At 58.8% G+C, this 13710-nt stretch carries 13 protein-coding genes; 2 read left to right on the top strand and 11 right to left on the bottom strand.

The window, feature by feature from the left end; translation table 11 throughout:
• Positions 1-4: 4 nt before the first annotated feature.
• Together CH271_RS09200 and CH271_RS09195 are read left to right on the top strand one after the other, a co-directional pair.
• Positions 5-1435 (top strand): cutinase family protein, encoded by a 1431-nt coding sequence (locus CH271_RS09200; RefSeq protein WP_015586140.1) that lies wholly within the window; start codon positions 5-7, stop codon positions 1433-1435.
• Between the two features lie 39 nt (positions 1436-1474).
• Entirely contained in the window at positions 1475-2035 is a 561-nt protein-coding gene (locus tag CH271_RS09195) for a hypothetical protein (RefSeq protein WP_015586139.1), read from the top strand.
• 48 nt (positions 2036-2083) lie between these two features.
• On the opposite strand, the gene CH271_RS09190 is transcribed toward CH271_RS09195, so the two are convergent.
• From CH271_RS09190 to CH271_RS29565, 11 genes are all read right to left on the bottom strand, one after another.
• A complete protein-coding gene (locus CH271_RS09190) occupies positions 2084-3286 on the bottom strand; it encodes a phthiocerol/phthiodiolone dimycocerosyl transferase family protein (protein WP_032365006.1) in 1203 nt (400 codons plus the stop codon).
• A 129-nt stretch (positions 3287-3415) separates the two neighbouring features.
• Positions 3416-4720: an NtaA/DmoA family FMN-dependent monooxygenase gene (locus tag CH271_RS09185; protein ID WP_015586137.1), complete on the bottom strand. Its 1305-nt coding sequence runs from the start codon at positions 4718-4720 to the stop codon at positions 3416-3418.
• A 106-nt stretch (positions 4721-4826) separates the two neighbouring features.
• Positions 4827-5408: a TIGR00730 family Rossman fold protein gene (locus CH271_RS09180; protein WP_202902193.1), complete on the bottom strand. Its 582-nt coding sequence runs from the start codon at positions 5406-5408 to the stop codon at positions 4827-4829.
• Between the two features lie 14 nt (positions 5409-5422).
• Positions 5423-6739 carry an FAD-binding protein gene (locus CH271_RS09175; RefSeq protein WP_032365005.1) on the bottom strand — a complete coding sequence of 439 codons (1317 nt, stop codon included), beginning with the start codon at positions 6737-6739 and terminating at the stop codon, positions 5423-5425.
• Complete coding sequence (gene fas4 / locus CH271_RS09170; RefSeq protein ID WP_015586134.1) at positions 6736-7503, bottom strand: adenylate dimethylallyltransferase Fas4; 768 nt, start codon at positions 7501-7503, stop codon at positions 6736-6738. The genes CH271_RS09175 and fas4 overlap by 4 nt, the downstream gene beginning before the upstream one ends.
• A gap of 28 nt (positions 7504-7531) precedes the next feature.
• Positions 7532-8470: a transketolase family protein gene (locus CH271_RS09165; protein WP_015586133.1), complete on the bottom strand. Its 939-nt coding sequence runs from the start codon at positions 8468-8470 to the stop codon at positions 7532-7534.
• 6 nt (positions 8471-8476) lie between these two features.
• On the bottom strand, positions 8477-9391 hold the full coding sequence (locus CH271_RS09160) for a 4Fe-4S domain-containing protein (RefSeq protein WP_080730063.1): 915 nt from the start codon (positions 9389-9391) through the stop codon (positions 8477-8479).
• Between the two features lie 13 nt (positions 9392-9404).
• Complete coding sequence (locus tag CH271_RS09155; RefSeq protein ID WP_015586131.1) at positions 9405-10604, bottom strand: cytochrome P450; 1200 nt, start codon at positions 10602-10604, stop codon at positions 9405-9407.
• A gap of 95 nt (positions 10605-10699) precedes the next feature.
• Positions 10700-11551, bottom strand: coding sequence for an SAM-dependent methyltransferase (locus CH271_RS09150; RefSeq protein ID WP_032365004.1), 852 nt, complete (start codon positions 11549-11551; stop codon positions 10700-10702).
• 39 nt (positions 11552-11590) lie between these two features.
• Positions 11591-12442, bottom strand: a complete 852-nt coding sequence (locus CH271_RS09145) for an SAM-dependent methyltransferase (protein WP_015586129.1) — start codon at positions 12440-12442, stop codon at positions 11591-11593.
• Between the two features lie 610 nt (positions 12443-13052).
• On the bottom strand, positions 13053-13361 hold the full coding sequence (locus tag CH271_RS29565; protein WP_368665489.1) for a helix-turn-helix transcriptional regulator: 309 nt from the start codon (positions 13359-13361) through the stop codon (positions 13053-13055).
• Between the last annotated feature and the right edge of the window lie 349 nt (positions 13362-13710).

The following is a 13710-nucleotide window of genomic DNA, read 5'->3' as shown; positions in this document are numbered from 1 at the left end:
CATCATGACCGCATCTCGTACACGCAAGAGGATCGTTGTCAGCGCAGTCGGGCTCGCCGTCGCTGCCAGCATCGTCGTCATTCCCTCCGCCATTGCCGATCCGCAAGCCGGTGCTCCGGCATGCCCGGACAACATCTTGGTGGCCATACCCGGCACCACGGAAACCAACGAGCAGGCCGATCCGAATGTGCCGGTCGGAATGCTCCGCAACGTCGTGGACCCACTCGACTCCGAGTTCTCATCCCAGGAACTGCAGACATACACAGTTCCCTACGTCGCGACGATCGTGAACGACAAGGCCCAGACCTACGGAACCAGTAAGAAGGAAGCGATCGATCGCGCATCGCAACACATCTCCGAGAAGGCAGCCGAATGCCCGAGCACCAAGTTCGGGCTGACCGGCTTCTCCCAAGGGGCCGACGCCGCGGGAGATCTAGCCAGCAAGATCGGAAACGGCGAGGGCCCGGTGAGCGCCGATCGCATCTTTGCCGTGGGCCTGATGGCCGACCCCGGCCAGAGCCCGACCGCCGGCGTTCAACTCGGAACCAAGACCACCGGCAACGGCTTCGTCGGTGCGCGACCCAAGGGATTCGGAGCTCTCAACAACGTCACCGCCAGCGTGTGCGATCCCGACGACACGTACTGCAACACCCCCGACGACGCCATCGCCACACAGTTCATCGGGCAACTCGGATCGAAGATCGACGCCACCGATCCCGCGTCTTCGGTCGCCGGAGTCGTCACCACGCTTCTCGGTCTCGACGGCCAACCCCTGACCGACACGCTCGGCAAACTGAACACCGCAGTGACCACAGGCAACATGCTCACCGTGCCGCAGCTCGCACTCGACCTCGCCGGCAACGTCTCAACACTGAGCGCAAAGGTCGCAGAAATGACCATCCCCGGGGCAGACATCGCCCCGATGGCCACCACCGTCTCGCAGCTCACCGATGCAATCCACCGCGGTGACATGTTCGCCGTTCCGGCACTGCTGGCGACCCTCACACCCCAAGTCATCAGCTTCGCGAGCCAATTCAGTTCGATGATCGGGACCGTGGTGTCCAAGCTGCCTATCAACGAGTACATCGCGATCGGCACCACCGCAGCGCGGATCTCCACCAACGCCGCGGCCCAGAACTATGTGGCTCTACCGGCCGATCTCGGCAAACTCGTGGGCCAGGTCAACAACGCGGTCCGCAAGACCCTCCGCGCACTCCCCCTCGACGAGTTCCCCCTTTTGAACCGGCTGGCCGATAATCTCACCCCAGGCCGCGTGCTCGACGAGGTGCTCAACTACGCCACCTCGCTCGCCACCGATTCGCACAACTCCTACGCGAACGAACCGATGGCCGACAACGGTCGAACCGGAGCGGACGAGCTCACCAACCTCTTCCGCACCCGCATCACCAACCCCACGGCACAGATTGCTTCGTAGCCGACCCACCTCCCTACTCGAACACAAGGAACCGTCACGATGCTGACAGAGCTGGACGACCCCGACACCGACATCGCTGTCCGCATCGACGTGCACGACGCTGGGGGTACCAAAACGTGGCACCCCCAGCGCGACGGTCATCTCCTCCTGAACGCCGATCCCGCGGCGTCGACGCACCTCGCACACACCCTCGCCGACACCCTCAGCGGCCACTCTCCGCACGTATGGATGATCACTGGCCCGTCCAGAACCCCCACGTTCTCGACCACCGCGGACACCGACCCGGACCCTGTCGACATCATGGATTCCGTTTGGCGATTCACAACCCAACGCAAAACTCTGATCGACAACGGTCAAGCCACAACCCACGACTTCACCCCCGCATACCTCGTCATCGACTCCCTCGAAGGCGTCGTAGACACCCTCCGCCTCACCTGCAACCGCAGTCTCCAACTCCTGTCCGTCCTCGCTCACCGCGGACACCGCGCCAACGTCTACCTCGCCACGATCACCGATCTCAACGCCCCACGCATCTCCGAAGCGTTGCGGAATTTCGCTGAGCCTCGTCTGCGAGACCGGGACTGTCTGAATAACGGTTGATCCGCTGACCTTGCGTGGCGCGGCCTCACGGAACCGGTGCCTGGTCAATCACGCCACGGAACGAAGGTGGGATTCGAGCGTTCTGATCCGTTCCCGGCCTCGGCCGATGTCGTAGCGGGAAGCTCCGTGCGGCAAAGCAAACTCGATGTTCAGTCGACCGCCATACCCATGGACGATGTAAACAGGAAAGGAAAACCCAGCTGGCGCGGGCCGGCAGTCCTCGAGTTTGAGTCCTGCGGGCGATCGCAATGGTGGAACCGTGCCTCCATTGGTGCAACGAACCTCGTTGGGTTCAGGCAACAGCACTGCCATCTTCGCGGCTGTCAGGGCTTCACTTTGGAGGTGGCCGGCGGCGAGATCGATGTGCAATTCCTCATTTAAACTGCGAGCCAGATCCACGATTTCTACGGACTCGGCCGTAGCCCGATAGACGGGGAAGCCGACAATATTTGTTCCCGCGGTGGAATCCACTGCAGGTGTGACGTGAGGCCTGAGGTCCACAATAAAATGGTAGGCGATGTCGGCGAGCCGAACACTTCTCAGATCTGACTCGGTCCGCATGATAGCGGCAGATACTAGGCCGTTTACCGTAACTCCATGGTGACGTCCGAAGTCGATGAGCCCGGTCGTGACTCGCCTGCTCAAACGACAACGCAGTTGGGTCATCGCACGATGTGGCTCGGTATAGCCAGCCGTCGGCGGCCTGTTTAATGCCGACTCTAATGGTTCGTCATTGCCGACATCGGGTGTGTCGATTCCTCTCTCGGAGAACAGCTTTTCCAGCGACTCGGGATAGCCATGAACAACCGCGTCAGGGGTCTTTCCTTCCACAATGTCGGTGTAGAAAGACCACAGATCGCTGAGCAAATCTACAGAATGGCGACCGTCGGCTATGCAGTGGTGGGTTAGTAAAGTCACACTCGCGCAGGCGGAATCGCCGACGACGTGTAGCCCGGAAAGGGCGCGGCCCGCACTGAGGTTCACCCCGCTCAGCGGCTGACCGGGATCCCCTGTGTGCACGCTGAGGCCGGGCAGCGGACCGGATGGTTTGACGATCATATGGTCTCCATCGATCGTCTCCACGTGCGCAGCCAACACAGGATACGAGCGTCGCAATGTCGCAAATGCCGCCGAGAGCCCCGATATGTTCAAATCGCCGCGAGCCCGCACCGAATACCCGATGAAAACTCCCAAGTCGACGTAGAGCGCCTCACTGGGAGCGAGCCCCCGAATAGAGTAATCCACAGTCACCACAAATTCCTGTCACTTAAATTGCTGTTCGATAGGGGACGTGCAGCTCGATGATCACGAGCCCGGCACCACCAGGAGCGTTTCTGATCATGGGATGGCCTCGGGAGATGGCGCGAACGAGCACCAAAACTAGAACTCACGAAGGTTGTCACGTAGATACACCGACGAATATCCCACCCGCGTTCGCCCAATTCGTTGTAAAGCTGGCACGAGGCCGTCGGTAATCTCAGCGATGAATCGGCGGGTGAGCGAGTTCGACCCGGTATAAATCAAGAATCCGTCACCGCCTACCTCGTCGACGATCTCCCCCATGCGCTCCGCTACGTGATCAGGCGTCCCCACCAGTTCGATAGACGGAGCGAGGTAATCAATGGTCAGCTCGCGCAGAGTTTTACCGCTACCGTGCTGCAGGAAGCTCTCCAGTGATGACTGCTCGCCATTGGTTGTCAAGTCTTGCGGAGGTACTTCGTCGAGCGGAAACTGAGAGAAGTCGATGTCGGTGACGAAAGACAGTTGCAAAAGAATGTTTTCGATGGCCCGGTCGCTGGTCATTCTCCGTTTATTCGCGGCCTGAGCCTCATCCATAGTGGCACCGAGTACTGGCATCGCGATGAAGAGAACCTTGATGTCGTCAGGGTCTCGACCGTGTGCCTGCGCCCGGTTACGGACATCGTCACGAAACTCCCGCATCGTCTCCACGGTGTTGACGTTGGCAACAATCGAGTCGGCGTACTTCGCGGCGAAGTCGCGGCCCTTGGGGGATCCGCCAGCTTGGACGAAAACTGGTTGCCCATTGGGTGGGTGCACCGTGTTGAGCGGACCCGCCGAACGGAAATGCTCCCCAGTGTGGTTCACTGCCCGAACAGTGCCGGGCGCAACATAAGTCCCTGACTCGCGGTCACGGACGATGTTGTCTCGATCCCAGGAATTCCATAGATCTCGGACAAGGTCGACGTACTCATGTGCTACCTCGTAGCGCTTGTCGTGCGGCAGCAGACGATCCATGCCGAAGTTGCGCGCGGCCTGATCTTGACCGGTGGTGACGATGTTCCATCCAAAGCGCCCACCAGCGATGTGGTCGACCGTAGAGACAGTGCGTGCCAGCATGTATGGGGGATAGAAGGCCGTCGACATCGTAGCGATTACGCCTATGCGGTCGGTCGCGGCCGCGATCACCGACGCCAACGGCACTGGGTCGTGTTTCGGCACCCACAGGGCGTGTTTCAGGTACGCATCGAAGGATCGCCCGTATGCATCGGGTACCGACACCGTGTCCTCGAACATCATGTAGTCGAATCCTGCGCGCTCTAGCGACTTCGCCATCTCGACATAGAATCGGCCATCCCATGGCTCTTCAGGCGGCGAGAAGTCGCCGGTGAAATCGTTAGCAAAGAAACCGACAAACCAGCCTAGGTGAAATTTTCGTACAGACATCGACGTGCCTCCAAATTTCGTATACGGACGAACTGGGTGGAACGTGAGCGATATAGAATGCACCGAGGACGGAGCAGATCTACCGGCCAGGCAGAAGTCCCACTAATTAGGGTGAGCGAATGGCCGCGATAGCCCCCTCGATGTCTTTGCAGACGATTACGCGAGACCGGGTTGCGGGGGTGATAAATCCTTCGACGGCAGCGTGCTCGATGTAGGAGAGCAAGGGGCGGTAATACTCGTTGTCGTTCAGCAGTACACAGGGTTTATTGTGAAGCCCCAGGTGTGACCACGTAAGGACCTCGAAGAACTCTTCTGCGGTTCCGACACCGCCGGGGAGGGCAATGAATGCGTCACCGAGTTCGGCCATGAGAGCTTTGCGTTGGTGCATGTCATGGACGACGTGTAGTTCTGTCAGTCCATGATGCGCAGCCTCGGGTATCGCAGTGAAGCTCTCAGGGATCACGCCAACGACGGTTCCGCCGGAGTCCAAGGCCGCGTTCGCGAGGGTGCCCATGAGGCCGACTCGGGCGCCACCATAAACGAGGCGCAGCTTCGATCTAGCAATCGCACGCCCCATCCCCTCTGCGAGCTGTCCATATTTGGTCCCGCGCCCTGGCATAGCTCCGCAGAAGACCGTGACGCTCTTGGGGGTCGGGCGGGCCTGTGCCGAGACCGTAGTCGCGGGCATTGGTCGAAGGTTCATCAGTCGAATGACATTCTGTATCCAGGGGCGAGGATCCTGTATGGGTCGAAGCGACGCTTAGCCCGTGCGATGGCCTGCCATCGCGAACCGAAGTGCGTACACCAATCTCCCGGTGACATGGGGACAGCATTGACTGCGTAGGCCACCCCGCCTACATCCCGAGCCTGTTCATAGAGCAGGCGGTTGCTGGCAATCATTCGGGCTTCGGCCCCTGGGGATGCTGTTCGAAGTACGGCCAACATGAAGAATGTGTCGCAGTGAGGAATCGGAATGAACGGTGCGGTGATCGGTGTTGTTGGAATCGGGTAAACCATGATCAGCCCGGAGTTTCCTAGGTCATCCGTCAATGAGGAGCTGGTAGTTTCGATGAACTGCTCGATCTTGTCTGCCGGGATCAGCAGGCTGGCCCATGGATGTGGATAGAACCACTCACCTGTGTGCCGAAGATCAAGCTCCTGATCCGCCATACGGTTGATAAAGTCACCATAATCTACGTCCGAGTTGTATTCGGCGCACGAATCGTATTGGAGCGATGACAACAGCGCATCGTCGTCTGGCCTTCGTGGTGGGGTGAAGTACTTGGCTAGGTCCAGTCGATAACGTAAGTGGCCGTCGGCATCGACACGAATTCGTCCTTGTACATGGTCGAATAGTCTGTTGGACATGGCGCGGAGTTGGTCGCCAAGGAATACGCCGAGGTTGGAATACTGCAATTTGTACTGTCGAACCGACTCGTGAGCAGCGGTCAGACGGATTGTCGCGTTGACGATTACGCCGAATTGACCGAGGCCGCCGCGCACGGCGTCGAAAAGTTCACTGTTCGATACGGCGGAGCATTCCCGAAAATCTCCCGATCCGGTAACTACAGCAAGAGAGTCCACGTTGTCGGTTTGCAAGCCAAAGCCGTGACTCGATCCCCCGAAGCCGCCGACCGAAAGCGTTCCGCCGACGGTGGTCCCGAGATAGTCGGTGAGTACCGGAGGGGTTTGCTGGCGGCTGAGCGTGGCAGCGACCACGTCGCTCCATCGCACACCCGCATCGATCGTGGCCTGCCCCGATCGAACGTCGTGGACGGTGTTGAACCTTTTCATGTCCAGCACGACTCCGCCATCTGCCTGGCATTGCCCGTAAGTCGAGTGTCCGGATCCGCGCACCGCGAGCGATAGGTTCCGCGCCGCGGTGTAGCGCAGGGCTTCCTGCACGTCGGCCACGGTCCGTGGCACGACAACGACGGACGGTTTCGCATGGATGCAGTTTCCGAAATCAGCCCCGGCGGATGTCAGGTGCACGTCGTCGGTGTGCCAGATCCCGCTCATCTGGCGGTCACACCTGGGGCACCGAAGGTTCTTAAAAATATTTCCTGCTGAAGGACGCCGTGCTCGACATACCGGCCACCCATTGATGCCGCCAGTTCGTCGAGCACCTCCGTGGTGAGGTCTCGGTTGGCCAACTCCTCTGGTGTTACGGAATGCGTGGCGCACCAGTCGAGTACACAGTCCAGACCCGCAACCGAGGCTATGAAGTTGTGCTGATCGCCTAGAACCCACGCTTCCGCCAGTTCGGTGAGTAAATTCCTGCCCGTTGAATCTCCCCGTAACATTTGTCGTGCCCTTGCGCACTGCTGGGCAAAGTAGTGTTGCCTATCAGGAATAGGCATAACATTCACGACAGCTGGGAACGGTAGGTTGGATATCGTTTGCGCGAATCGAAGAATGAGCGATATCGAACCGCCCTCCATTACCACCGCTTCGCCGCGATCAACGTACGAGGTCAGTACTTTTATCAGCCGGTCAAAGGCCTCGTCCGGATCGAAGTTGCCCTGATGTATGGTCCGGTTGTCGAGCCAAACGCGGTTGAGCCCTTCCACTTTCGCGTCGAACGCTCGACCACTGGTGACCAGGAGATCGGAGTAACACTGGATACGGTCGGCAACAACAATCGGAGCCGAGTGACTCAATGCCAACTTGCTCGCTTCGGCGCTCTTTCCAATTCCGGTGGCACCGACGATTGCGTATACGCCGGGTTCCCATCGCACCCGATCAAACCTTGCTTGCGTCTGTGCCATGGTTGATTCCTTCATCCCGATTCCTTTCTCTCGCGGGTCGTGCTCAGCCGAGGAAGGAATTGATCGAATTACTCAGGGAACGGGCGTCAAGTCCGTGAATGTGGTCGTGGTCGTCGGGGGTTCCGTAGTGGCGATCTTCCATCTCACGTCGAACGCCCAGGGAGAGCAGCCGATGGGGATGGCTGACGAGACTGGACGAGACTTGGTGCGCCGAGGTGCCTGCCAGATAGGGCTCGACCAACACGACGTTCGGACGGTTCACGGCTTGCACCGCGGCACACAGGCCCGTGGCGTCGAAGGGGCGAATCGTCGCCGCGTAGAGGATGGTTACGTCGAGCATGGAGGTTGCCGACAGCACCGCATCTAAACAGGGCCCGACTGCGAGGACGACTCCGCGGGTGCCGTACTTGATAGGTGTGAACGATGTCCCTCGGACCGCATGGGGGTAACGGTTGACCTGACTCGACAGCCGTAGGTAGACCCGTCCATCGCCTGGTAGCGATTCGAGGAGAAGATCGGCGGCCTCCTGTGGATGGCCTGGCACGTGAACTGTCCAGTTGGGCATCGAATCGATGACGGTGATATCGCCCGGGGTGAAATGGGAGAAGGCGAACTCCGACAAGTCGTAGGAGGCTCCCCAACTGACCAGGACTGCGCCGACATCTTGCTGGGCGAAGTTCAGCTTTATTTGTTCAAGAGGCCGCTCGACGAGAAAGGCGGCGACTGTGTGTACCACGGGTCGCATGCCACACATGGCGAGCCCGCCGGCTACCCCCATCATCAGCTGTTCCCTGATCCCTACGTTGATCACGCGGTTGGGATCTGCGATCGCGGCCGCTTTGAAGAGGTGGGCTCCGATGTCGGCCAGCACAACTACGGCGCGGGGGTCTGTTTCCAATGCACCAGACATGGTCGTTCCGAATGCGGTCCACATGTCAGTGTGGTTGAAGGACTTTGGTTCTTGCGTGTCTGCGGAATTCATGGCGATTCATCTCTGCTGAATGGACGAACGGGCCGATTGCCGAGTCACGGTGGCGACCACCGCGAGCGGTCTGTCGTTGTGATCTCGATTCAGTGCCGCAGCGATCTCCTCATGGTCAGCACCGTTGATGTTGATTGTGTCCCAACCCTCACCGTCGAACCGTTTATCGATTCCATGCGGCCAACCCATACTTGCCGTGCCGTTGTCCAGGACGATGACCGTCAGTTGGTTCAAGCGCGCGCGTCCTGCAAAAGCCATCGCCTCGTGGTTGCTGCCCTCATCGAACTCTCCATCGCCGATGAGCACGAAGACTCTCGGTGCGTGACGATTTTGTATACGGAGTCCCATCGCGACGCCCACTGCGAGCGGCAAGCCATGGCCGAGCGAGCCACCCGACATTTCTACACCCGAGATTTTGGTTCGATCCGGCGCGAAGCCGAGTGGTGAGTTCTTTGTCGCCCAGGTATCGAGGAGCTCTGGTCGGAGGAACCCTTTGGCCGCAAGTACCGCGTAGTAGGCCATCGGGCCGTGACCTTTGGACAGCAAGAAGCGGTCCCTGTCGTCGTCGTCGGGGCTCTCGGGGGATACGTTGAGGATTTCGTCGTAGAGTACCCACAGCACGTCCATCGTCGATGAGGATGAGAACGAGTGCCTTTCGTCTCCCCGCATACGGGAGATCAGAGCAGGCAGATCGTCATAGCTGAATTCGGTTGGCTCTTGTCGCATCGCATTCTCTTCGAAGCGGATAGCAGTAGCTGGGCAGGAACGTGCAGCCGCGCGTACCAGCGAATGGTTGTCTGGGGAAGGTTTGTCCACGAGCAATGTGACTGTGCCGTCGTTACTCTGCTCGAAGACCTCGGGCGCGACGAGCACGCACTGACCGGAGCCGAAACACCTCCGCTCGTTCACGACGACTTTCATGACCGCTCGCTTCTCACCACGTCAGCTGTAGTTCTTCGAGGCCGAGAACAATGCTGGCGGAGCGGAGCCGAACGTCGTGCGAGGGTGAGAGGGCTAGGTCGGGAAAGCGCCTCAGTACCGCCGGCACGGCCGTGCGCAGGGTCATCCGAGCGAGTGAATGCCCAAGACAGAAATGGACGCCATGCCCGAAGGCGAGGTGACCGGCTACTCCCCTGGTGATATCGAGGTCGTCGGGTCTGTCCGTCAGATTGCTGTCGCGATTAGCGGCCAATAGGGACGGGATGACGAAAGATCCTGCCGGAATGGTCACCCCGGCGATTTGCACCTCGGTTACTGCCATGCGCGGTGGCTGCGAATGGGCGACCGACAACCACCGCAATAATTCCTCAATTCCGGAATTGACGCAGTTCGGGTCCTCGATCATCATGGCGGCTTGTTCCGGGTGATGCAAAAGGGCCAGTACACTGAGGCCGATCATGCTTGCTGTGGTCTCGTGTCCACCGAGCATGATCAGACTGATGATGCTGATAAGTTCGTCGGTGCTGAGGTTGTCGCCAATCTTGCGCGCCAGAATTCCCAACAAGTCGTCACCGGGTTGTTCCTGCGCACGGGTAACCAGGGTGGCCATGTATCGACGGTCTTCTCGCTGGGCAACCGCTCGTTGTTCTGCAGATGCCGACAGATCCAGGAGGCGTGCTGTTCGATCTCGCAATTCGTCGCGATCGGCATAGGGCACTCCCAACAGCTCACACAGTACGAGCAAAGAGACTGGTAGCGCGTAACGGTCCATAAGGTCGGCGGGTTGCCCGGCTTGCTCGAGACCATCCAATGCACTGTCCACTATCTCTGCGATGCGCGGCTGCAGGCGACTGAGCCGGTGCACTGAGAACTCCGCAGCAAGGATATGACGCAAGCGGGTGTGGTCGGGGGGATCGAGTCCGATGAGGTTACCGGCGCGCATGGCGGCTAGTTCATCTTCAATCACATCGCCGCCGCTGGGTATTGCGAACATTGGCGTGTGGGCGTTGCTGAACCGGTTTGAGTCTGCGAAGATTCGCCGGACGTCTTCGTAACGGCAGACGAGAAAAGCCGGGGCCCCGTAGAGTTCTCCTACTGGGATAACACCGTCGCGGTCACGGACCTGGGCGAGCTCTTCGGTCGGGTTCAGGCCGTTGCGTCGCATTTCTAAAGGTAAATCAGCCGTTCCGGCCATACCGGAATCCCTTCGATTGTTTGTAGAAGGACGAAGTGGCGCGCCGATGCCGAGGATCGCTGGCGCGTGGATAACTCGGATATCTCAGGCCACCGCTACAGACGCTCGCACGCGATAACCAAGTAGTCGATGCTGCGTTCGCGGAAGCCCTGGAGGAATGGTTCCTCGACACCTGTGCGCAACGCTGCCTGGTTGCGCAGGTCCCAGTACGGGATGGCTTCGTCGGTGTATCGCTGAACGTGATACGGCACCAGACCATTTGCTGCCAGAGTTTGGAAATAAGTACTGCGGGTGTGCATAGCGCACTGATATTCTTCGTCGATCAACCGTGATGCCTCGGAACGCTCAGCAACTACGTCGTTGCGGCACCAGGTGACTGCGACATAGCGGCCGCCGGGGCGCAGCAACCGGGCGAACTCGGTGAACGCCTCCCCTAGGTCGACACACATCGTGGTTTCGTTGGAGACGATGTAATCGAAGGTGTTGTCCTCGAAGGGGGCCTGAACCATGTTTGCGAAGTGGAATTGCACACGGTCCGAGCTCCCGCGTTCACGGGCCAACTTCTCTGCGAACTCGACATGGTGAGCGCAGTAGTTCACCCCGTCTACCCGGCAGCCGAATCGATCAGCGATTGTGAAGGTCGTTCCGCCTCGCCCCGATCCCGCGTCCATGACACGAGAGCTCGGTGAGACCTCCCCTAATGCATCGACGATAAGGTTGATTTCCAGCGACTCCATCCGGTGAAGTTCGCGCAGGATCAGTGACTCCCGCAGCTCCGCAGGTGCAGCGAGTACAGAGTGATCGTAGTCACCGATTCCGTAGTGGTGGTGGTACAAGCCGTCTTCAGTGCCCAGCAGCAGGTTGATATCGTCGGATTTTTTGGCATCCCAGTAGCGGCGCTGCTGTACGTCATGCTGGCCGAGGACTGCCACGTCGAGGTTCGGCATTTCAGGCTCCTTCAAGTTTGTGGTTTCCGGGTGGATGTCTCAGATGCGTTCGGCCGCAATCACTAGGTAGTTCAGTGAACCGTCGCTGTAGCCGCTGAGGAACGCATCCTCAACGCCGGTGCGGAGTTTGCTGTTGTTGCGTAGCTCCCAGTACGGCATAGCTTCGTGTGTGTACTGAGCCACGCGGTACGGAATCAGGCCGTTTGCCGCGAAGGCCTTGAAGTAAGTGCTTCGGCGGTGCATTCGGCATACGTAATGTTCATCGATCTGCCTTGTCGCGTCCGAGCGTGGGTCGACTGCGTCGTTGCGGCACCAGGTGGTCATTACGTAGCGACCGCCCCGTCGCAGTAGGCGGGAGAACTCGGCCATTGCTTCGTACGCGTCGGCGTACATCGTCGTCTCGTTTGAGACCACGAAATCGAAAGTGTGATCAGGAAATGGTGCCTGCAGCATGTTCCCGAGGTGGAATTGAACGCGGCTATCCCAACCGCGTTTGCGTGCGATCTGCTCGGCGAACGCGACGTGATGTTCGCAAAAATTGACGCCGTCGATTCGGCTCTCCGTCGCTCCAGCGAGACGAAAAGATGTTCCCCCGCGACCTGACCCGGCATCCATGCCGCGAGAGTTGGGCGGCAAAGGACCGAGGGCGTCGAGGATCAGTCCGACTTGATCATTCTCCATTCGATGCAACTCTCGCAAAATCGCGTTCTCTCGCTCCTCACCTACGGAATCCAGAATAGAGCGGTCGAAATCGCCAATCGCGTAGTGATGGTGGTAAAGATCATCATCAGCGCCCAGTAGGAGATTGATGTCATCGGTTGTTTTAGCGTCCCAGTGAGCTTTCAACTCACGTTCATAGCTATCGCGCGCATATTGATCTGCCGAGATCATCACAGTCTCCTTCTTCGGTTCTCCCCATCATTTCTGTATCTCAAGTCGACATGTCGAATGAACCATTGCGACCTGCAAGGTCGGCGACTTGATGATGTCTTCGACGCTACTTATCGAAATTAATTGCGGAAATACCTCCACAGCTCTTCGTCGCGAAGCGACAAAACTTTGGCACCGTGCGACAAGTGGGGTCGAAGTCCCCTACGGGGTCCAGTGCAGGTAGGCACCCATCTGCGCCGGCCGTGAGGAGACCATGGAAGCCGCAACCGGCCAACGATCAAGTCCTCGGAGTCGGGCCCTCCAAAGTCGACAACGACTACAGCCACGTCTACCGCGAGAACCCGCAGATCAATCGTCTTATGCCGTGAAGGCGATGCCCCGATCGGCGCGAGTGCGCGCGGACGTGACGGAGTTGCGTGGTAGCTACCGTGGACGGATAGCCGGACCGTCACTACCTCGAGCAAGGTCAAGAATTTTGTCTTGATGAATCCGTCACCCGGTCGTGTACTTGTTGCCCAGCGAGTTCGATCACGTCGACGCGGCGCGCCGGTACGAGAACCTTCGTTCCGGTCTTGACCACTCGGAATTGATCGGTGGATGTGTTCTCGAATTAGCTGGGTTCCGCGTAAAACCTTCTGAATTCCGAAGGCGAGCAACCCTTCAACTCGCGAAATAGCCGAGAAAGTCTCGACTGGTCACTAAGCCCCCACCGCGCACTGATGTCGCCTATCGGTATCTGTTGTAAGCTTGGGTCGATCAAATCGGCAGCGCACCTTTCAATGCGCTCATATGCTATATAAGCGGACAGAGTTCGCTCCTCTCGCTCGAAAGCGCGATGCAGCTGACGAACCGATACATGTAGTTTGCGCGCGAGTAGGTCGGGATTGAGCGTGGGATCAGAAAGATTCTTCTCGATCATCAAGCGCGCCGTCGCTACGAGGCCGGATTGCTGGTCAGGCGGTGCGTGGCCATGGGGCGGGTGCATTCCTTCCCACGCCAGTAATCGAACGGCTGAGATGACATTATGAGCCGTGAACGTGTTCAGCATTCCAATTTCTCTCGAAGTAGAATGTAAAGTATCTGAGAGTATTTTCCCCGTACCTTCAGCGTTTGGCACAACGCGAAGACCTCGACCCGAGGCGGCGTCGAAGTCTTCTCTTGAGCCCACCCTCTGCCGTAACGTGACTACCGCTAAACAGCTGGCACGGGTTACAGTCATTGTATAACTGTAATCGCTATAGTATAGGCCAATGCCTCCACTCTTCAGC

It is taken from the genome of Rhodococcus sp. 05-340-2 (genome assembly GCF_002258915.1).
Taxonomy (GTDB): domain Bacteria; phylum Actinomycetota; class Actinomycetes; order Mycobacteriales; family Mycobacteriaceae; genus Rhodococcoides.
This window is presented reverse-complemented; position numbering and strand designations above follow the sequence as displayed.